The organism is Rhizobium beringeri (assembly GCF_004306515.1).
In the GTDB taxonomy this organism is placed as follows: Bacteria; Pseudomonadota; Alphaproteobacteria; order Rhizobiales; family Rhizobiaceae; genus Rhizobium; species Rhizobium beringeri.
This window is the reverse complement of sequence record NZ_SILG01000001.1, coordinates 350,782-371,437: the sequence shown is the minus strand read 5'-3', so window position 1 is coordinate 371,437 and position 20,656 is coordinate 350,782. Positions and strand designations below refer to the sequence as shown.

The 20,656-nt window shown below is 59.8% G+C and carries 21 protein-coding genes; all 21 read right to left on the bottom strand.

Features of this window, described 5'->3' with window-relative positions:
- Nucleotides 1-34 precede the first annotated feature (34 nt).
- The 21 genes from ELH03_RS01975 to ELH03_RS01875 all read right to left on the bottom strand — a co-directional run bounded on the left by ELH03_RS01975 (nucleotide 35) and on the right by ELH03_RS01875 (nucleotide 20,463).
- A complete protein-coding gene (locus ELH03_RS01975) occupies nucleotides 35-598 on the bottom strand; it encodes a rod-binding protein (protein ID WP_128401071.1) in 564 nt (187 codons plus the stop codon).
- A 32-nt stretch (nucleotides 599-630) separates the two neighbouring features.
- Nucleotides 631-1,044 carry a hypothetical protein gene (locus tag ELH03_RS01970; RefSeq protein WP_128401072.1) on the bottom strand — a complete coding sequence of 138 codons (414 nt, stop codon included), beginning with the start codon at nucleotides 1,042-1,044 and terminating at the stop codon, nucleotides 631-633.
- A 7-nt stretch (nucleotides 1,045-1,051) separates the two neighbouring features.
- On the bottom strand, nucleotides 1,052-1,804 hold the full coding sequence (gene fliR, locus ELH03_RS01965; protein WP_105004977.1) for a flagellar biosynthetic protein FliR: 753 nt from the start codon (nucleotides 1,802-1,804) through the stop codon (nucleotides 1,052-1,054).
- Entirely contained in the window at nucleotides 1,801-3,888 is a 2,088-nt protein-coding gene (flhA, locus tag ELH03_RS01960; RefSeq protein ID WP_018445802.1) for a flagellar biosynthesis protein FlhA, read from the bottom strand. The genes fliR and flhA overlap by 4 nt, the downstream gene beginning before the upstream one ends.
- 90 nt (nucleotides 3,889-3,978) lie before the next feature.
- Nucleotides 3,979-4,245 carry a flagellar biosynthesis protein FliQ gene (gene fliQ, locus ELH03_RS01955; protein ID WP_017967052.1) on the bottom strand — a complete coding sequence of 89 codons (267 nt, stop codon included), beginning with the start codon at nucleotides 4,243-4,245 and terminating at the stop codon, nucleotides 3,979-3,981.
- A 107-nt stretch (nucleotides 4,246-4,352) separates the two neighbouring features.
- The gene (flgD, locus tag ELH03_RS01950) at nucleotides 4,353-4,781 is read right to left on the bottom strand and encodes a flagellar hook assembly protein FlgD (RefSeq protein WP_128401073.1); all 429 of its coding nucleotides are present in this window, start codon (nucleotides 4,779-4,781) and stop codon (nucleotides 4,353-4,355) included.
- Entirely contained in the window at nucleotides 4,772-5,221 is a 450-nt protein-coding gene (flbT, locus tag ELH03_RS01945; protein WP_128401074.1) for a flagellar biosynthesis repressor FlbT, read from the bottom strand. Before flbT ends, flgD begins: the two co-directional genes overlap by 10 nt.
- The gene (gene flaF, locus ELH03_RS01940) at nucleotides 5,218-5,565 is read right to left on the bottom strand and encodes a flagellar biosynthesis regulator FlaF (protein ID WP_003545562.1); all 348 of its coding nucleotides are present in this window, start codon (nucleotides 5,563-5,565) and stop codon (nucleotides 5,218-5,220) included. Before flaF ends, flbT begins: the two co-directional genes overlap by 4 nt.
- Before the next feature lie 34 nt (nucleotides 5,566-5,599).
- Nucleotides 5,600-6,646, bottom strand: a complete 1,047-nt coding sequence (locus ELH03_RS01935; protein ID WP_130658389.1) for a flagellar hook-associated family protein — start codon at nucleotides 6,644-6,646, stop codon at nucleotides 5,600-5,602.
- Nucleotides 6,647-6,649: 3 nt separating this feature from the next.
- Complete coding sequence (gene flgK / locus ELH03_RS01930; RefSeq protein WP_128401076.1) at nucleotides 6,650-8,137, bottom strand: flagellar hook-associated protein FlgK; 1,488 nt, start codon at nucleotides 8,135-8,137, stop codon at nucleotides 6,650-6,652.
- A gap of 19 nt (nucleotides 8,138-8,156) precedes the next feature.
- Complete coding sequence (locus ELH03_RS01925) at nucleotides 8,157-9,458, bottom strand: flagellar hook protein FlgE (protein ID WP_018072584.1); 1,302 nt, start codon at nucleotides 9,456-9,458, stop codon at nucleotides 8,157-8,159.
- Nucleotides 9,459-9,584: 126 nt separating this feature from the next.
- On the bottom strand, nucleotides 9,585-10,256 hold the full coding sequence (gene rem, locus ELH03_RS01920; protein ID WP_003545558.1) for a transcriptional activator Rem: 672 nt from the start codon (nucleotides 10,254-10,256) through the stop codon (nucleotides 9,585-9,587).
- Between the two features lie 280 nt (nucleotides 10,257-10,536).
- Entirely contained in the window at nucleotides 10,537-11,094 is a 558-nt protein-coding gene (locus tag ELH03_RS01915; protein WP_128412737.1) for a transglycosylase SLT domain-containing protein, read from the bottom strand.
- Nucleotides 11,042-12,484, bottom strand: a complete 1,443-nt coding sequence (gene fliK / locus ELH03_RS01910) for a flagellar hook-length control protein FliK (protein ID WP_128412735.1) — start codon at nucleotides 12,482-12,484, stop codon at nucleotides 11,042-11,044. Before fliK ends, ELH03_RS01915 begins: the two co-directional genes overlap by 53 nt.
- Nucleotides 12,481-13,776 carry a chemotaxis protein MotC gene (motC, locus tag ELH03_RS01905; protein ID WP_128401078.1) on the bottom strand — a complete coding sequence of 432 codons (1,296 nt, stop codon included), beginning with the start codon at nucleotides 13,774-13,776 and terminating at the stop codon, nucleotides 12,481-12,483. Before motC ends, fliK begins: the two co-directional genes overlap by 4 nt.
- A 4-nt stretch (nucleotides 13,777-13,780) precedes the next feature.
- A complete protein-coding gene (locus ELH03_RS01900) occupies nucleotides 13,781-15,118 on the bottom strand; it encodes a MotB family protein (RefSeq protein WP_128412734.1) in 1,338 nt (445 codons plus the stop codon).
- Complete coding sequence (locus ELH03_RS01895) at nucleotides 15,115-15,744, bottom strand: hypothetical protein (RefSeq protein WP_128401080.1); 630 nt, start codon at nucleotides 15,742-15,744, stop codon at nucleotides 15,115-15,117. Before ELH03_RS01895 ends, ELH03_RS01900 begins: the two co-directional genes overlap by 4 nt.
- Before the next feature lie 201 nt (nucleotides 15,745-15,945).
- Complete coding sequence (locus ELH03_RS01890) at nucleotides 15,946-16,908, bottom strand: flagellin N-terminal helical domain-containing protein (protein WP_130765922.1); 963 nt, start codon at nucleotides 16,906-16,908, stop codon at nucleotides 15,946-15,948.
- A 300-nt stretch (nucleotides 16,909-17,208) separates the two neighbouring features.
- Nucleotides 17,209-18,120 (bottom strand): flagellin N-terminal helical domain-containing protein, encoded by a 912-nt coding sequence (locus ELH03_RS01885; protein ID WP_128401082.1) that lies wholly within the window; start codon nucleotides 18,118-18,120, stop codon nucleotides 17,209-17,211.
- A gap of 246 nt (nucleotides 18,121-18,366) precedes the next feature.
- On the bottom strand, nucleotides 18,367-19,275 hold the full coding sequence (locus ELH03_RS01880; protein WP_047622530.1) for a flagellin N-terminal helical domain-containing protein: 909 nt from the start codon (nucleotides 19,273-19,275) through the stop codon (nucleotides 18,367-18,369).
- 282 nt (nucleotides 19,276-19,557) lie between these two features.
- A complete protein-coding gene (locus ELH03_RS01875) occupies nucleotides 19,558-20,463 on the bottom strand; it encodes a flagellin N-terminal helical domain-containing protein (protein WP_128401083.1) in 906 nt (301 codons plus the stop codon).
- Nucleotides 20,464-20,656: the final 193 nt, after the last annotated feature.

The following is a 20,656-nucleotide window of genomic DNA, read 5'->3' as shown; positions in this document are numbered from 1 at the left end:
ACAGGATTCAGATTTCAGGCCAACGGGCCCAAAATCATCCTGTTCTATCGGACTTGGCTTCGGCGGTCGGCGTGCCAAAGGTCTTGCGCTGGAAGTCGTCGATCATGCTGAGCGCGGTGTTGCGGTCATCGTCATCGGTCGAGGCATTGACGATCTTGCCTTCCTGCCGGCGCAACTGCTCGCTGTACATCTGCTTGGCAATACCGATGCCGTCACCCTTGGCCATGGTGTTGCCGAGCTGTTCGGCCATCATGCCTTTCCAAATATCGCCGGTCGCGCCCTTGCCGTAGACATCTTCGCTTTCGCTCGGCAGCATGGACTTGACGAAATTCTGCAGGACCATGGCTTCGAACTTCCGGTAGCTTTCCGGAACTTCCTCGGCCTTGGTGCGGTTCTGGATGTTGGCGAGGCTGCTCTTCTGGCCGATATGGTCGAGAACGTCGACCGTATTGGAGAAGCCCTTGCCATTCTCGGCGAGGCTCGTTGCAGCAAAGGCCGCACGATTTGCCTTCAACTTTTCCTGGGCCGCCTGAACCTCCATGGGGTCGGCAGCTTTGACAACGTCCAGGACCAGATCACTGGGGGGCGAAATAGCCACGTTACAATCCTCTGAATTTAAGATCGTAACGACTATGGTTTTTGAAGCTTGCTGGAGGCTGGTGTTGCGAATTGCTGATCGATGACATCGTAGACGGCGTTGTCATCGGCCTCGCGGCGCTCGGCGTCGAGGGCTTCCTGCATGCCCTCTTCAAAGCGGTCACCCTTGGCGCGCTCACGCGCCAACCGCATCTCGTGGATCTGCTGCATTCCGGTCAGCTGCTGGTCCTTGATGGTCAGTCTGCCGAATCGGTCGGCGTAATTCTGCGAGAAGGCGTGGTGGACGGGGTCCATCGAGCCGAGCGCGAGGATGACGTCGTCCATCGCCGCATTGACCTCGACACGCTGACGGCTGGTTTCGGCCAGGTCGTTCTCGGCCATTCTTTCGATATGCCGCTGCACCGAGAGCAGTCGCTTGAGTTTCTGAGAGCGTTTCTTTTCGATCATGTCAGCCTCATCGCCCGATATAGATCGAGCCAAAGGACTGGCCGAACTGGCTGACCATTGCCGCAATCGAGAAATAGATCAGGAAGAGCCCGCCCATCAGCAGATAGGGCGTGGAAATGAAGTAGACCGGGATCTGCGGCGCCAGCTTGTTGATGAAACCGATCGAGACGTTGAAGATCATGCCGTAGATCAGAAACGGGCTGGACAGCCGCAGCATGATGTAGGTGGTCTGTTCCAGCGTGTCGGTAAAGGAGATCAGCGTAGCGCGCATCTGCATCAGGCCGCCGAAGGGCATGGTCGTGTAGGAATCGATCAGTGCGCGGAAGACGATGTGATGGAAATCCATGATGAAGAGAATCATGATGCCGGCAAAGGTAATGAAGCCGGAAAGGCTGGTCTCCGGCGTGTCTTCGAGGATGTCGGCCGAACCCGGCTGGGTGTAGCCGACCATCATCGCGATGATCGTCGCGGCGAACTGCATGCCGATCGTGTAGATCCTCGCCAGCATGCCGTACATCACGCCGATCAGCGATTCGCTGAAGATCAGGCCGATATAGGTTCCCGAGCTTGTGTGAACGGCCGGGTAGACAGTGTCCCAGAGCAGCGGCATGACGGCGATCGAGAGCGCGCCGGCGATGAAGACGCGCAGCTGATCGGGCACGCGCGCCGAGGAAAAACCCGGAAGAGCCAGCACACAGCCACCGATCCGGCAGAAAACCAGAAACAGCGCGAGAACGGTCCCTTGCGGGTCTGTTATCATGAAATAGAGCCCAAAATCTTTATCTCGATGCCCTTGGCCAGTTCGACATGCGACAGGACCGGGAGCGTGGCGAACAGCCGTTCGATGATCATGCGCACATAGGAGCGTGTTTCCGGCGACGTGACAAGGGCGAATGGCAGGCCGCGATCCATGAACTCACGGATAACTTTGGTGGCCTGCTCGCTGAACTCTTCCAGGCTGCGTGGATCGATGTCGAATTCGATCACCTCGCCCTTGGCGTCGCGCTTCAGCGCCTGGTGGAAAGCCAGATCCCATTTGCTGCCCAGCCGCAGGACACGCAGCACGCCGTTGTCGGCGAGGTCGCCGCAGAGCTGCTGGGCCATGCGGATGCGGACGTGCTCGACGATCTGCTCGGTCTTCCTGACATGCGGGGCGAGCTCGGCCACCGCTTCGAGAATGAGATGCAGGTTGCGGATCGAGACGCGCTCGGCAAGCAGCAGCTTGAGCACCGCCTGCAGGCCCGAATAGGACATGTGCGACGAGCAGATCTCGTCGGCAAGCTTCTTGTATTCGGGATCGAGCCGATCGATCAGCACCTTCACGTCCTTGTAGGACAGAAGCTGCGGGAGGTTGTTGCGGATGACCTCGCTCATATGGGTCAGCACGACGGAGACGTTGTCGATCGGCTGGAAGCCCTCGCGTTTCAGATCGTCGGCGAAGTTTTCAAGGATCGAGACGGCAGGCATACCGAAAGCGGGTTCACGGATTTCGTCGCCGGGAATGCTCGGCCGGCGGCCGGCGCCGGTCACGACGAGGACTTCGCCGACGCGCAGCAGGTTGGAGGCCACCGTCGTGCCGTGGATGCGGATCTGATAGGACTTCTCGGCGATGGCGATATCGTCGGTCACCTTGATCTCGGGCACGACGAAACCGTATTGCGTGGCGAACTTCTTGCGCATCTTGCCGACACGGAAGGCGAGCTCCTGGTGGGCGCCGAGCAGGCGCGTCGAGACCATCTTGCCGAGTGCAAGCTCGATCTCCGAGGTGCGCAGCACTGACTTGACCGAATCCTTTTCCAGCTCCTTGTTCTGGACGACCTTCTTTTCCTCCTGCTCGCGGCGAAGCTTGTTTTCAGCTTCGACCTGACGCGGGATGAACCAAGCGCCGAAGGCGAGAAGACCGCCGAGGACCACGAAGGGGACAAACGGCAGGCCCGGCATCAGGGCCAGCACGAACATCAGCACGGCCGAGACGGAAAGCGCACGGGGATACCCGCTCAACTGGTTGACGACCGCCTGGTCGGTGGAGCCGACGGTGCCGCCGCGAGAGACGAGAAGGCCGGCGGCGAGCGAAACGATGAGGGCCGGCATCTGCGAGACGAGGCCGTCGCCGACGGAGAGCTTGACGAAGACGTCGGCCGCTTCGCCGATCGGCATGCCGTGGCGGAAGTAGCCGATGATGATGCCGCCGAAGACGTTGATGCAGGTGATGATTAGGCCGGCGACGGCATCGCCGCGCACGAACTTCGACGCACCGTCCATCGCACCGAAGAAGGAGCTTTCCTCCTCGAGTTCCTTGCGCCGGCGCTGGGCTTCCTTTTCGTCGATGATACCGGCCGAGAGATCGGCGTCGATCGACATCTGCTTGCCGGGGATGGCATCCAGGGTGAAACGCGCGCCGACTTCGGCGATACGCGTGGCGCCCTTGGTGATGACGATGAAGTTGATGGTGATGAGGATCAGGAAGACGATCAGACCGATGACGAAGTCGCCGGACATCACCAGGCTTGCGAAACCGGCGATGACGCCGCCCGCTGCTTCATGGCCTTCATTGCCGTGGGACAGGATGACGCGTGTCGTCGCGATGTTCAGCGCCAGCCGGGTCATTGTCGCGATCAGCAGAATGGTCGGGAAAGACGAGAAATCGAGTGGTTTCTGGATCCACAGCGAGACCATCAGGATCAGCACCGAGAAGGCGATCGAGAAAGCCAGTCCCATATCGATCAGGAACGGCGGAATCGGCAGGAAGAGAATGCAGATGATGCCGATGATGCCAAGGGCAAAACCGACATCGCGCAGGCTCGGGGCGACTTTTGGAAGGGGGAGTGCAGGTGGTTGCGCCATGACGATTCCGTCTCTTCATGAGAGGAGGCGGACATGCGGCCCGCCCAATTCGGATCGAGAGTTAAATGGCGAAGCTTGCGCGAAGGTGGCTCAGAAGCCGGACTGGATGCGCGAGAAGACCAGATTGGTGAAAATGGAGATCTGCGAGCCGGCGAAAGGTGCGGTGACGCCGACCGTGATCAGCACCGCGACGATCTTCGGCACGAAGGTCAGCGTCGCTTCCTGCACCTGGGTCAGCGCCTGGATCAAGGCAATGATGAGACCCACTGCCATCGCGACGATGACGGCGGGACCCGCGGCAATCAGGACGGTCCAGATCGCCGCCTGGAACAGATCCAATGCATCAGCTTCATTCATCCGAAGGCAACCTCATATCGCCTTGAAACAGCCCCGCCGCGGCCGGACCACCATTGGTTGGTATCACTCGACGCATCGGCGCCGCTAAGGCGTGCGGTGCTGTCGTATCAGGTATCGCTGCTGGGAGCCTTGTCGGCAACAGTGATTCCCGCCTGCACCAGTATATTACCGCCAGCCGTGGTCGTCGCTATGATTCCGTCGGAATAAACCTTGACGGATTCGATGGTGCCTTTGACGGTGCCGTCGGCGCTTTCCATGTATTTGCCGACGTAGCTGCTGGCCTGGGTGAGGCTCGAGCTTGCGAGCAGCGTGTCCAGTTTGGTGTTGGTCTGGATCGTCTGTTCGACCTGCGAAAAGCTCGCCAGCTGCGACATCTGCTCGCTGGCGTCGACCGGATCGGTCGGATCCTGGTTCTTCATCTGCGCGATGAGCAGCTGAAGGAAATTGTCGTAATTCAACGTCGCCTTCTGCTGGGCCGAGCTCGTCGAGCTCGAAGTGCTCGTCGAGCTCACGCTCGATGTGGCATCTACCGCCATGGTGCAATCTCCCTGCGAATCTGCTCGACCATTGTCGGCGGCATTTCGTGGTTGTTGAGGATACTGTCTTCGATCGTGTAGAGGCCGCGGATCGCCTTGAGCGCATCGAAGGCGCGGCCCGTCGAGACGAGCGCATCGATGCGCTTCAGTTCGGCGAGGATCTCCTCGTTCTTGAAGCAGGAGAGCAGCATGGTGATCGACTTGCGGAACATCGCCGTCGAGTGCTCCTTGCCCTCGGGGTTGATGAGGATCATCTGCGCGATGAAATAGAGCTGACGCAGGGGCGTCGTCGCGCCCTCCGGCTGGAGGACGTGGTTTTCGAGAAGGAACGTCACATCATTCAGGAATTCCAGCGCGACCTTTCGGTCGACGCGTAGGACGGCGCCGTTGATGAAGATTCTTTCTCCGGCTTTCAGAGAAATGCGAAGTGTACTTTTCATTTAAGTCCATCCCTGATGATGGTGGTAACGTCGATGATGCCCTGGTAGTTATTAGACTGACGTTTTCTGATCCTGTCGCATTCCTTCAATATCCAGATCGCGATCGAGATGAGGTTGGCCCTGAGCTCGATCTCCAGCTGGTTGTCGGGATGTTTCAGATCCTCGATGAAGCTGATCCACACCCGGCGTGTATAAAACAGGGCTTCAATGGCTTCGCGGCCGTATTTTTCCTTTTCGCGCGCCAACGACAGCAGATCTATGGACCGGTCAAGAACCTGCCATTCCCGCTCTTTCGCGTCGGCCACCGAGTCCTGCATGACTTCGGCATATGAGAACTGATACATTCATGCATCCTTCTTTATTGCGCGCCTTTGATCATCAAAGGTAGTTTACGAGACTCAACTGCTGGATCTTCGAGACGATCGTGTAAGCGGTTTCAAGCTGCGTTTCCAAAGTCTTGACGAGGGTCGAGGCTTCGTAAGGATCGACACCCTGGAGATCGACGAGCTTGTTCTTGATGATGTTCGACTGGGCGTCTAGGGCGTCGTTGGACTTCTTGACGCGCTCCTGGGAAAGGCCGAGCTGGCTTGCCTGCGTCACGAGGCCGCTGGTCGCCTTCGTCGTATAGCTGATCGCCTGCTTGGACACCGTGCTCATCGCATCGCTGCTGAGGTTCTGGCCCAACAGCGCCGAGGCCATCACCGAGGCGAGCGCGAAGTAACGCATGCCCTCGGAATTGGCATTGGTCGAGGACTCGATCACTTCCGAGTTGCTGATGCGGCTCGTCATGTTCTGGCTCGATGCCTGCGACCAGCCGGTCGTCGAGTTGGTCCAGGCCGCCTGGTTGAACATCGGCTCTACCGTCGTGGTGATGAAGGTGCTCATTTCGGCGCCTGTGAGATCGCTGACCGCCTTGCCGAGGCCCGTTGCATAAGTGTTCAACTGCGTGACAATGGCTGCGCTCGTCGCGGTGGTCTTGTCGGTCAGCGGCTGCACGTCGGTGTTGATGCCCGAGAACAGATATTCGCCGTTCACCATGGTATTGGCGGTGTCCATCATGGTGGACAGGGCGCTGGTGGCGGACTGGATGGCGACGGTGACGCTGCCGGGATCGTGGCTGCCCTGGAGCGCCGTCAGCTTCGAAACGAGGCCGTCGCCGACGTCCTTCATCTTGGAAAGGCCGAGCTGCGAGGATTCCATGCGTGCGGTGACAAGCGAATTGCTTGCCTTGATCGAGGCTATCCTGTCGACCTCGCGGCTGAAGTCCACGCTCCTGGCGGCATTGCCGCCGAGCGAGACACCGATATCCGCATAGACTCCCGTCGTCGCTTCCATCGTTGCCTTCGTCATCTGGTTCTGCGCCTGACGGATCGTCAACCGCATCGCGTTCTGAATGGCCGAACTTGAAATAAATGAGCTCTTCATGGCTTAACTCGCAATATCCAGCAATGACTTCAACATTTCGTCAACGGCGTTCAGGATCTTGGTCGCCGCCTTGTAGGACTGCTCTATGTCGAGGAGCAGCGTCAGTTCCTCGTCGAGGTTGACGCCCGTCTCGTTGGAATAGGCTTCGTCGGAGCGTGACAGCGCCGCCGAGGTGTTTTCCGCCGCCGTCGTGGCATTGCTGCGGTACTGTTCGAGCCAGCCGAGGGAATTTGTGGCGAATTCCATGATGCTGACGTTTGAATCGATGCCGGTCGTGGCGTCGAACCCGACCGGCGTCCCCGCCGCTGGGTCGAAATCGATGTCGGAGCCCAATGCGGTATAGAGACGATCGAGTTCAGTCGTATAACCGCTGGCGCCTGACGTGTTCAGGACGAGCCCGGTGGCGTTGACGCCACCGTCGCGCAGGCGCATCGGATCGCCGCCTTGCGAGGTGATGACGCGGCTGCTGACCGATATGGTCGCCGCCATGCCGGCAACCGCGGTGGCGCCGGTATCAACCGTGCCGCCGCTCCAGGTGAAGAGGCCTGGCACATAGGCCGGGCCGGCCACCGTGTTCTGTTCCTTGAAGAGTGAGACCAGGCCGCGGGCGACTTCGTCGAGCTGCTTCTGGAAGTTCGGGGCGATTTCGTCGCGCACTTGGAGGAGAGACTGAAGGCTTCCCTGCCCCGTCGTCGTCGATCCGCTGCCGCGCGGAAGTGCCACACCGTCAACATAGACCGAATTGCCGGTGATGGTCGCGGTATAGACATCCTGAGACTTGAACGTCACCTTGCGCGGGATCGTCTCGAAGAGGATCGTCCCGTCAGACGTGCTCAGCACCATGTCGTTATTGTCGCGCGTCGTTGCGTTGACGCCGACGATCTGCGAAATCTGCTTGAGAGCCTTCTCACGTTCGTCGAGGGCGCCGGATGCATCCGCACCCGAGGCCGTGGCGGTCTTCACCGCATTGTTGGCCTTCTCGAAGTCGCTGAGAAGCGTATTTAGCTTATCGACGTCGGTGGCGATCTGCTTGTCGGCGGTGGCGCGGACATCCTGGACGGATTGCGAGGCATTGTTCAGCGAGTTGGCGACATCCTGGGCGGCGGTGATGGCGCCCTGGGCGGCGACGGTGCTGCCCGGCGTCGTGCGGAAGGCCTGAAGCTTCTGCTGGAAAACACCGAGATAGGTGGATGGCGACGTTTCGTAGTCGTTGCCACCCACAATCGACTTCAGGTCCTCGAGACCGCCGAGCAATGCCTGCTGGGCACTGTCCTGAGAGGATGTCTTCAGGTACTGGCGCAGCAGCGCCTCTTCCTGCGCCCGGTCGATCTTGACGACCTGCGCGCCATTCAAGGACGTGGTGAGCATCGCCTGCCGGCGCACGTAATCTTTGTTGCCCGCATTCGAGATATTGTTCGATACGACACTGCTCTGAGTGCCCGTATTGTTGAATATATTCTGCGCGGTATTAAGTGCGGATGTGAGCGACATGGCTTACCCGGTACCTTGCTTATCTCTTGAGGTTGACGAGGACGTCCATAATGTCGGACCCCGTCTGGAAGACCTTGGAATTGGCGGTATAGCTGCGTTGCGATTCGATCATCTCGGTCAGCTCACCGGCGAGGTCGACGTTCGAACCTTCGAGAGCGCCTGACTTGATCGTGCCGAGGCCGTTGGTCTGCGGGAAGCCGGTGACGGTGACGCCCGACTGGCCGTTGGCGCTGTAGACGTTGCCGCTCATCAGCGTCAGTTTGTCGGGGCTTGCGACATTGGCCAGCGGAATGCGATAGAGCGGCTTGGTGCTGCCATCCTCGTACTTGGCATAGACGATGCCATCGCCGTCGATCGTGACGTCCTTGACCGGGGTCGCCGCCTGGCCGTTCGGCGTACCCGTGCCGGAGAAGTCGGCGCCGAGCTGTGTGAAGCCCGAGAGATCCATGGCGATCGTCTGCCCGGTCACCGTATCGACGATGTTAACGGCGCCACTCGAGGTCATCTTGCCGTTGGCGTCGAAGGTGAGCGTTCCGGTGCCGACAGCGCCACCGGCGGTGTAGGGGAAGGAGGTCGTGCCGCCGACCGCCGCATTGGCGTTGCGAAACATCGCCACTTCCCAGGTGGCAGCCGTGGCGGGTGTTGCCGGCGGCGGCGTGACGACGGATTGCTTCGTGAAGTAGAAGTCGTACATCACCTTGTTGCCGAGACGGTCGTAGGCGACCATCGAGACCTTCTTGGTGTCTGTTGTCGTAGTAGCGGCATTGGCGCTCGGCAGCGTCGCGGGAGCGACCGGAGCGATCTTGGCGTTGGAATCGAGGTTGCCCTTGAAGACCCCCGAGGTCGAAGCGATGGCGGTCAGGCCATCCTGGTTGACGTTGACGGGAACGAGGCCGTCGAAGCCGTTGACGACGACGGCGGGAGCGCCGGAGTCGTAGGAATAGCCCATCAGCTGAAAGCCGGCGGCGTTGACGAGGTTGCCTTCGTCGTCCTTGGTGAAGTCGCCAGCGCGGGTCAGGACCGGCGTGCCGTCAGCACCCTGGACGATGAAGAAACCGTCGCCCGATATTGCGAGGTCGGTGCCCGAGGTGGTGTAGGAAATATCGCCCTGATCGGAAACGGCCTGGCGGACGGAGGTCTGAACGCCGCCGGAATTGTAATTGCCGCCCGAGGAGGGCAGAACCAGCGACGAGAAGCTCGTCGACACAGCCTTGTAACCGGTGGTGTTAACGTTGGCGATATTGTCGGCGACGGTGCTCAAGCGGTTAGCCTGCGCGTTCATCCCCGATACTGCCGTCTTCATGCTGCCGAAAATGCTCATCTGAAAACCTCGTTTTACCTGTTATGCACGAGAGTATTTGTCGGGCCTTGCGTGAAGCTGTCTGTCATGGCGAGTTGCGAGGCCAACTTTGAGGTTCAGCCGGGCGCCGCCGCCCGGCCGAGAAAATCAGGCCCAATCAATGCAGTAGCCAAGGAAGCGCTTGGAATCGACCGGGTCGACGCCGAGCTTTTTGCGCAGCTTCTTGCGCAGCTTCGAGATATGGCTTTCGACGACGTTCTCCTCGACCTCTTCATCGAAGATCCCGTAGATAGCGTTGAAGATCTGGGTCTTGGTGACCCGGCGTCCGCGGTTGGCGATCAAATATTCGAGGATGCGGCGCTCGCGCCGGGGAAGTGCAAAGACTTCGCCGTTGATCTCGGGGTCACGGCCATCCGAGAAGACGCGGATCCCGCCGATCTCTGTGTAATTGGTGATCGCCTTCAGCCGGCGCCGGATCGCAGCCGCCCTTGCGAGGATCTCGCGGGGGTGCACCGGTTTGCGCACCACGTCGTCGACGCCGCAGTCGAACAGCGCAAGGGTGTTTTCGAGCGAGTGCTGGTCGCTGACCGCGATCACCGGCGCCATCGACCGATCCCGGATCGCCCGGGGCAGTTCGAAATTGCGCTGGCCCTGACCGATCAGGAAGGCCTCGACTGCAGCTATATCGGAATCGGCGGCGGTCTGTACCCACTCGCCGAATTCCGCTGGATCAAAGCCGGTGGAGGGAATGCCCTCACGACCGAACAGAGATGTGTATCCATCTTTCACGAGCTCACGCTCATCAACCACTACGATCATTCGTCCGCCTCCGAATCAGTGTGGCACTTCGATGATCTATGGGTACGAATCGCACGAATCGGCGACAACTCGTTAAAGTTAATGGCAGAAACTAATAATTGATTAAGATCTGGGTAGCGATTTGATCTATATCTAGTGGGTGCACTAGTTTATGCACACCAAAATTTCGTGGAAAAGTTAACGGTCGGTTAATTATGGCTTGCGCACAGGATTCACGCCGGATTCCTGCCACATTGTGACACAGTTTCGTCACAATGCGCCTCTTCCATCTTTGGTTGAATCAATTTTCACAAAAGTTACTCGCATTGGGAGTCCATTTACCGTAGCCCGTGGCGACCAGATTGGCGATGACGCGGCAGACATATTGCTTCTGTGCCGGATTGTTGTTGGGTCCGGCATGGTATCTGGCTACCGCCATTGTCCACGTCTCATGACGGTCATGCAGGTTGCGGAGGAATTTCGCAGCGTACTCCACGTTGCGATGCGGATCGAACATCTCCTCGGCGGAGCGGAAATTCTCGCCGTGAAAGTAGTGGTTGATCTGCATGCAGCCGATGTCGATGAGCTTCGCGCCGCTGTTGCGGGCGACATCGAACTGCCTCATCGCGTCCTGCTCTGAGGGCGGAAAGATCGCTTTGCCTTCGACGTTCATGGCATAGGGATAGAGCGAGCCCTTGCGGCCGGTCTCCGTCAGACCGACCGAATAGAGGATGCCTTCCGGGATGCCATATTTGGCCGCTGCCGACTGGATCTCGCGCTCGCAGGCGCCGGTAGAAGCGACCGCCTCAGAGGTAAACGCCGCCAGTGTCGCTGTTGCCGCCAGCACGAGCGTCTTCAATACCCGTCTCGCCTGCGCCATTGAAGCCTCCGTCCGTCCGCTGTGCCGTCTGATTGTGGCGCTCGCGCGCTTCGCCGCCCTGCCCCTGCTGGGGGAGCGACTGCTGCTGGGAGGCCTGGCTGCCCGCCTGGTTGCCGGCATCGGGACGCTCGACCGGCGCCATGCTGATGGTGACGTTTTCGACTGCGTAGCCTTGGCTGCGCAGAGCTTCGAGAATCTTGCCGTGATCCTCCTTCATTTGACGGTAAGCCGCCCCGGTCTCGACCTTGAGGTCGACGTTCAGGGCATCGCCGGACAGGCGCATGGTCGCCGTCACCAGACCGAGGTCGAGCGGGTTCATCTGGATCTTCAGCGTATTGACCACCTTGCCGGTGCTCGTCCATTCGGCTGCGTTGGAGAGCGCCGAGCTCGGCTCCATGGCGCGCGCCCATTCGGAATCGCCGGAGAGAGCAGCGGTCACGGCTGCGGAATTCGAATTCTGCATCAGGCCGATATAGCGGCGCGATTCCAGCACCGAGACGTTTTCGACATCGGCTTTCTTCGAGCCATCCTTCGCTCCGGCCTGATCGGTACCGATGTGGACATCCATCGACACGCCGCGGCCATCGGCGCGGCTGATCCTGAATGTCTTGCCATCGGCAGCTTCGGCATTTTCCGCTCCGGGAACCTTGATGTCATCCGCCTTGCCGCTCTCGATGTTACCGCTGACCGCCGCCAGGGCGTCGGACGCATGGCCGCCCATCTTGGCGTCGATACCGTCGAGTTTCTTGTCGGCGGTTCCAGCCTCATCGACCTTGGCGGACACGTGCTGCGCGGCTACCGCCGTCGGCAAAGTCGCTGCACCGTCGGCGGGTTCCTGCTTCAGCAGACCGAGAACATCCGAAATGCCGCCGTCATCGTCATCGCTGGTCTTGTCCGTATCGGTTTCCAATGCGTCGCCCTTGGCGTGCTTGGCGCCCTTGACGGCCGGAGCGACCTCATCTGCGGAACGGTCCTTCGGATCGATCTTGCCCAAGGCGAGACCGGCCGGCATTTTGACTTCAGCCTTTGCTGGTTTTGCTGCGGCCTTTTCGACACTGACGATCGTTTCCGGCTGAACATCAGCCTGCGCCTTCAGCGCGGCGTCGCTAAGATCGATCAACGGCTTTGCGCTGCCGCGGCCGCGGATCGTCGGCGCCACTTTGTCGGCGCTCCCATCGGCAACCACGCCCTGATCCGGCTGCGCATCGTCGGGTTCGTCATTGGCGGTACCGTTGCTTGCCTTGGCCAGCGCGTCGGAGAAGCCGTGCTTTTGGCCGGCGGCATCGTCTTTTCCGGCCGGTCGCGCAGATTTCGCAATCGCGGCGGACTCCGCACCGGGGGCTCCGCCCGAGACGCTCATATCCATCATTGTTCGTTGCCTTCCTGCGCCAGAAGACCGTCGATCTCGTCGAGCTTGGATCGATTGGTCGTCACAAATGCGTTGAATGAGGGGTCGGTATCCTGGCCCTGGCCAGTCGATGCCACACCTCCCGGAACAGGCTCGGGAAGCGCGCCTGGCGCTCCCGATTGCGTGGCTATTGCCACAGCCTTTTCAGAAGTGATTTCTTGATGATCAGTGTTAGGATTGGAGGCTTGCGTCAAGCTTGCCGGGTCGGGAGCGCGCAGGATCTGCTCGGCAACCGATCGCGCCGCCTCCTGCAGTGCCTGATCCCGCGGCGAAAGTGTGTTGCCGTCGATGCCGCTGACATTCTTCGCCGCCCGGTCGATATCCTCTGTCGGAAGGCCGGCCATGCCGCCATAGAAATCCGCGAGCGGACCGAAGGCATTGTCGGTGCCGGCGCCAAGCGACTGCACACGTCCGACCGCCATGCGCGCCAGCTCCGGCTTGCCTGATATCGCGGCGGCGCGGGCAATGCGCAGATAGACCTCGCGCTGGCGCGGAGCGTCCATGAAGGACAGGATATCGACGACGTCCTGCGGTTTCACGTCGTGATCGTGGCCGACGACAAGTGTGACGAAAAGATCGGCGAACTGGCTGGCGTAGGGCGAATGCAGGAAGCGTCTGATATAACGCTGCGAATAGGCCATTCCCTTGTCGAGCATCCCCTTGTCGACGCAGATGGCGACGGAGCGGCGCAACGCCGCCTCCTCGACGATCGTACCCGGTGCTGCAAGACGCGCCTGGTCGTAGAGATCCAGCGCGTCTGTCGGTTTCGTCGCGATCAGCACGTTGCCGCCGATCAGCGCAAGATAGGGGCCGATCTTCTTGTCGCGATACTCCCTGGCCGTCTCCTCCAGCGTCTTGGCGACGAGCAGCCCCTTGCCGCTCAGATATTTGCGCAGCACATCGGTGACGCGGTTGTCGAAATAGCCGTTGACGTCGTGGGCAATCAGATATTCGAGTGTCTGGGGATTGCCGCCGCTCATCGCGTAGATCAGCGCTGCGTCGACATTGCGGTCGTCGTCGAACGTCGAAGGATCGACGGTGCGCAGCCGTTCGTCGATCGTACCAAGCATGAAGCGCTGCATCTCGCCGGCCGAATGATCGCCGCTGACGACGGAATCCTGCACGAATTGCAGCGACCGCAGCATCTTGTACGGCGCGAGATCATCCGGATCCTGTGCATTGCCTGCGGCCGGCGAAAGCATCGCCAGGCCAAGGGCCACAAATCCGACGTAGCGATGCTGCCGACGCGCCATTCGACTATCCTTGATCCGCCTGCACCAGAATCTCGATCCGGCGGTTGGTCGCGTTGAACGGGTCAGACGGCAGCTTCAGCCGACGGTCGGCGAAGCCGGAGACCTGGGAGATGCGTTTTTCGTCGAGCCCGCCGCGCACAAGCATGTAGTAGGCGCTCTGGGCGCGATCCATCGACAGCCGCCAGTTCTCGTTCTGGGTGCCCTTATACTGCCGCCCGTCCGTGTGGCCGCGGATGGCGATCGCACCACCCCTCGCCTTCAGGATCGCGCCGATCTTTTCCATGGCGAGCACCATCTCCTGGCGCGGAACCGCAGAACCGATATTGAACATCGAATCGTCGGTCTGGTCGGAGATGCTGACCAGCAATCCGCCCTCGGACGCCGTCACGGTCAGGCCTTCGGCGAGCTTACCGGCAACACCGCCGATCTGCTGGGCGATCTGTGCCTGCAGTTGCTCGGCTTCCTTCTGCTGCTGCTCGGTCTCGGCGGCGCTCTTGTCCGCATCCTTCTGATGATCGGCGTCTTTCTGAGCTTCGGCCTTCTTGTCCTCAGACGACTTGCCGGCCGGCGCCTTGCCGTCCTTGGCTTCGACCGCGCCCTTGGTTTCCTTGGTTTCCTTAGTTTCTTTGGTTTCCTTGGCGGCCTTCTGATCGGTGGTCAGCGGTATCGGCTTCATATCCTCGACCTTGGCGATCTCGCTTGTCTCGCTCTCGACCGCCTGTTGGTCGCTCTTGCCGGGCGGCAACGTCTTGCCGGCCGTCGTGACCTCGACCTGTTTCGTCCAGAAATCCGGATCGAAGGGATCACGATAGGCCTCGCCGCCATCGGCGCCGGTGGCCGGGCCGGAATCGGCGGCACCGCCGTCACCCTTAGCGCTGACATTGGCCTGCTGGCCGACTTCCTGGGCGATCTCGGCCAGAACCGAATAAGGATTTTCGAAGAAATCGGCCTCAGAATAATTGGTTTGGTCGCCTGATGTCGATGTCTGGTCGTCACCATCGGCCGCAGCCTTGCCGTCGTTCGGATCTTCTTCCTTCTGTTTCGACTTCTCCTGCTTCTCCTCGCCCTCGGCGTTGTCGACGGGCTTCTTCAGGCCCTTCTCGGTCGGCTTTTCGTCGGAGAGTTTGATCGGATTGAAATAGGTCGCGACCGAGGCCTTGGTCTCCTCGTTGGCGGCATTGACCAGCCACATGACCAGGAAGAACGCCATCATCGCCGTCATGAAGTCGGCATAGGCAATTTTCCACGCACCGCCATGGGCGCCATCGTGATCACCGCCGCCATGTCTCTTGACGATGATGATCTCGTTCTTGCCGTGGTGGTGGTTTTCGCCTTCGCTCATTCGAGAACTTTCTTCAAGCTGGCTGCCCAGGCGGACATACGGGTGACGATGACGGATTCACCGATTTCGACGGCAAGATCGATATCGTCGGTCTCAATGTGGCGAACCGCCTCGGCATGTTCGCCGAGTTCGGCCTTCAATATGTCGAAAAGCCGGGTCGGCCCCCTGACGACGACCGCTCCGGCCGCGCCTTCGAGGATCGCGTCACGCAGCAGAGAGGCGAGGCTTTCGGCAGCCTTGGCGGCAAGCGCTTCGGTCATCACAGGCGCGATGGCGACGGCAGCGCCTGCGCTGACCAGCTGCGCCACCTCTTCGGCAATATCGCGGATGCGGGATGCAATGACCGCCGCCGCCTCGACTTCGTAACGCAGCTTCAGCTCTTCGAGTGCGCGCGCATGGACCTCCGCCAGCATCCGCGCCTCGAGTTCGTATTTCTCAGTCAATTTCACGGTCGCTGCGGCATGACCTTCCGCATAGGCTTCGCGGCGCTCCGCCTCGACGTCGATCGCCGGTTCGCTCGGCATTTCGGGGAAAGCGTCGCCGCCGAAATCGTCCATGTCGAGGATCGGCGCTGACGATTCCGGTTCACCGAAATCCTTCAAATACCGGGAAAGCGAAATGCTCATAAAAAACCATCCAGCATTCGGGAGGCATGCAGCATGCCCGCCCCCGCTCAAAGTGACCTTGCGCGCCGGCATCTCCCTTCGAAACGGGCAAGGGCCTGACCCTGCGCCGGCACGGATTCGGACGATGCCTTCATGCCGGAAACTAGGAAGTCAAACTTGCGCGAGGATGAATGGCGCCGCCACCCGTGATCGCGCCCACCCCTATTCCAGCAGGATCAGGATCTTGCTGGCGGCCGTATTAAGAATCGAGATCGCTTCGACAGCCATCTGCTTCTGAGTTTCGATCGCCTTCTGCCGGATCGAAGCCTCGTCCATGTCGGTATCGACGAGCGCACCGACGCTCTTGTCGATCGAATCGGACAGATCGGCGATATAGTCGATCTGATCGTCGATGCGCGTCTTCATCACGCCGATGGACGCGGCCGTCGTCGTCAGCGAGGAGAGCAGCGAGTCGGTGACGTCAAGCATGTCGGTCAGTTGCGCATCGGTCGTGTTCTTGCCAATCGCAATTTCGGTACCTGTCGCCGGCGTGGTGGAGCTGGCGTTCAGCAGATAATAATTCCGCGACGTCGTGCCGCTGTTATTGATCGCATTGGCATCAACCGACTTGGTCAGCAGGCCGCCGCTCGCATTGTTCTTGTCGATGAGGATGGTCTGCGACGACGGGAAATCGATGGTCTGGGCCTGATATTCGCCGGTCGGAGCGCGCACGAAACCAGAGATCACCTGCCATGTCGGCGGCGCAGCGGTGTCGCCGTTCAACAGCCAGTTCTCCCCCGCAAACGACGTCGATTCGACGACCGTCTGCAGCTGCTCCTTGTATTCGCTGATCTCGGCGTTGATCTTGTCCTTATCGGCACCAGGCTCTCTTGCCGAAACCAGCTTGGCGCGGATCTGGCCGATGAGATCGATCGCCGAGTCCATCGCCGTGTAGGTCGCATCCACCTTGGCAGCGCCGAGACCGAGCGCATCTCCGATCGTTCCGAGATTGGTGCTGTCCGAACGCATGACGGTCGCGACCGACCAGTAGGACGCATCGTCGGCGGCCGTCTCGATACGATATCCCGAGGACACCTGCTGCTGGGTCTGGTTGGCTTCTTTGTTGATGCTGCGCAGCACCGCAAGCGCATTCACCGCGGCCGCGCTGGTAATCTTAACGGTCATCGACAGGTCTCGGAATCGGGGTGAAAGGGCAGGCCGGATTGCCGGCGGCGACTGAAGTGGCGTCATGCCTCCGGCAGAGTTTCTACCGGTGTGTCGCAAAAGCAAATCAACTCGAGGCGAAGTTAACTCGATAACAACCTGTTGGGCAAGAGCGCAGCACTGAGCCTGGCGCCGCGATCGTAATGCGAACCAAAGCATTGATATAAAAGAAAGAACCGCGCCATTTCGGGCGCGGTCCGGGAGGCTTTTCGCTTGCTGCCAGACGGTGGCGCAAGATTCGGTCCAGCTTCAGCGCCAGATTTAGCTGCGGAACAGCGTGAGGATGTTCTGAGCGCTGGAGTTGGCGATCGACAGCGACTGGATGGCCAGCTGCTGCTGCGTTTGCAGCGCCGTCAGCTTGCTCGATTCCTCTTCCATGTCGGCATCGACGAGGCGGCCGACGCCCGAGTCGATCGAGTCGCTGAGCGCGCTGACGAAGTTTTCCTGCAGATCGATGCGAGTGGAAATCGAGCCGAGCTGCGATGCAGCCTTGGTCATCGCGTCCAGACCGGCCTCGATTGACGTCAGGGCCATGGAGATCTCAGCCGAGCCGAAAGTGCTGATGTCCATCGAGTAGATCGAGCCGATCGTGCCGCTTAATGTGCCGAGAATGCCGGAGCTGGTCTCGATCGTGCCAGTCGAGGTCATGCCGAAGAGGACGTTGCCCGAGGAGCTCGAGTTTAGAATGTAGTCCGTTGTCTTGACCGAGACATTGCCGTTGCCATCGCGCACGAAGGTGGAAACGACGCTCTTGGTGCCGTCAGCGCCGGCAACCCAGTTTTCACCGGAGAAGGAAGCCGATTGCGCGATGCTCAGGAGCTGCTGCTGCAGCTGGCCGATTTCTTCCTGAATCTTGGTCTTGTCGACGCCCTTTTCGGTCGCGGCGACGATCTTCGCCTTGATTTCACTGATGATGTCGATGGCGCTGTCCATGGCAGAGTAAGCGGTGTCGACCTTGGCGGCGCCGAGGCCGAGAGCGTCGGAAACGGCGGAAAGTGCCTTATTGTCCGAACGCATGGTCGTTGCGATCGACCAATAGGCGGCGTTATCGGCTGCCTTTTCGACGCGGTAACCCGACGATACGTGGTTCTGCGTCGTCTCAAGGCTGTCGTTGATGCCGCGGAGTGTCTGAAGAGCGGCCATCGCCGCGACGTTCGTCAAGATGCTGGTCATGAAATGATTGCCCCTTGTTGGCAAATGAAAAAAAGGGACATTCCGGGAAGCTACCGGGAACGGGGATCAGCCTCATGCCTGTTAACCGGTTCTTAAATTTGGTTAACTCGCCGTCTCGTTGACCGCAGAAGACAGCATTATGGTTAATCAACAGTTAACGGATATAAAAAAGCCGCGCTCCATTGAAGCGCGGCTCGATTCCGAGATGCCCGCCGGAAACCGGCGAGCCGATATTTCCGAGGGTTATTAGCCGCGGAACAGCGTGAGGATGGTCTGCGAAGAGGAGTTCGCAATCGACAGCGACTGGACCGCCAGCTGCTGCTGGGTCTGGAGGGCGCTGAGCTTGGAGGATTCCTCTTCCATGTTGGCATCAACGAGACGGCCGACACCGGAGTCGATCGAGTCGCTGAGGGCGGACACGAAGTTTTCCTGCAGCTCGATGCGCTTGGAGATCGAGCCGAGCTGAGCGCCGGCGCTGGTCATGGCCTTCAGAGCCGATTCAACGTTGGTCAGAGCCGACTGGATCTCGCCGAGGGTGAAGTTGGTGATGTCCATTGCATAGACAGAACCGGTCGCACCATTCGAAGTACCGAGGATACCCGTGGAGGTTTCGACCGAGCCGCCGCTCATGCCGAACAGAACGTTGCCCGTGGAGCTGTCGTCGAGAATATAGTCGGTCATCACGACCGAAACGGCGTTGGAGCCGTCGCGGACGAACGAGGAAACAACGTTCTTGGTGCCGTCAGCGCCGGCAACCCAGTTTTCACCGGAGAAGGAAGCCGACTGCGCGATGCTCATGAGCTGCTGCTGCAGCTGGCTGATTTCTTCCTGGACCTTGGCCTTGTCGACGCCGTTTTCAGTGGCGGCAACCAGCTTTGCCTTGATGTCGCCGACGACATCGATGGCACTGTCCATGGCGGAGTAAGCGGTGTCGACCTTTGCGGCGCCGAGGCCGAGAGCGTCGGAAACAGCCGAGAGAGCCTTGTTGTCAGAACGCATGGTCGTTGCGATCGACCAGTAAGCGGCGTTGTCGGAAGCCTTGCCGACGCGATAGCCGGACGAAACGTGAGCCTGGGTTTCCTGGAGACCCTGGTTGATGCCACGGAGAGTCTGGAGGGCTGCCATTGCAGCGTTATTGGTGTTGATGCTCGTCATAGTTTGCTTGCCCCTTGTTGGCAGATCTTAAGAAGGGACATTCCGGATTTTCGGCCGGCCCACAGCGATCAGCATCATGCCTGTTAACCATCTCTGTTAGGGTTAACTCGCCGTTTCGATGGGCCTAGAAAACAGCAAGATGGTTAAAGAAAGCTAAATCAGGATCGGAAATTACTTAAAAATATCTGAGGCTTAGAAGGTTTTTCATTAACCTTATATTAAAACATTTCGCGGCCGGGGATGACCCGGCCGCGAAACTTGGAAACCTTATGCCGACCGGTCTTAGCGGAAGAGCGACAGGATGTTCTGCGAAGAGGAGTTCGCGATCGACAGCGACTGGATCGCCAGCTGCTGCTGGGTCTGCAGGGCGCTGAGCTTGGAAGATTCTTCTTCCATGTTGGCGTCAACGAGACGGCCGACACCGGAGTCGATCGAGTCGCTGAGAGCAGACACGAAGTCGTCCTGGGCGTCGATGCGGCTGGAGAGCGAACCGAGAGCAGCGCCGGCGCTGGTCATGGCCTTCAGAGCCGCTTCAACGTTGGTCAGAGCCGACGCGATCTGGCCGGCGGTGAAGTTGGTGATGTCCATTGCGTAGACAGAACCGGTCGCACCATTCGAAGTACCGAGGATACCCGTGGAGGTTTCGACCGAGCCGCCGCTCATGCCGAACAGAACGTTGCCCGCAGAGCCGCTGTCGAGAACGTAGTCGGTCGTCTTGATCGAAACGGCGTTGGAGCCGTCGCGGACGAACGAGGAGACGACGCTCTTGGTGCCGTTAGCGCCGGCAACCCAGTTTTCGCCGTTGAAGGAAGCCGACTGAGAGATGCTCAGGAGCTGCTGCTGCAGCTGACCGATTTCTTCCTGGACCTTGGCCTTGTCGACGCCGTTTTCAGTCGCGGCAACCAGCTTCGCCTTGATGTCGCCGACGACGTCGATGGCGCTGTCCATTGCGGTGTAAGCGGTATCAACCTTGGCAGCGCCTACGCCGAGAGCGTCGGAAACAGCCGAGAGAGCCTTGTTGTCAGAACGCATGGTCGTTGCGATCGACCAGTAAGCAGCGTTGTCGGAAGCCTTTTCAACGCGATAGCCCGACGAAACGTGGTTCTGCGTCTGGTTGAGGCCCTGGTTGACGCTACGCAGCGTCTGGAGAGCGGCCTGTGCGGAAGTATTGGTGTTAATGCTTGTCATAAGTCTGTCCCCTGGAAAACTAGATACAAAAAGGAGGACATACCGGACTATAGTACCGGCGATGACGGACCAGCTTCATGCTACTCGGCGCCTTTTTTGTTTGGCCCAAACCCGTCATGTCCAGGGCAATTTCGCAGCCAATGCTTGCCAACTCCTTAAAAATACAGGCCCCAGGCCGGCTCCTCGCGGGGCA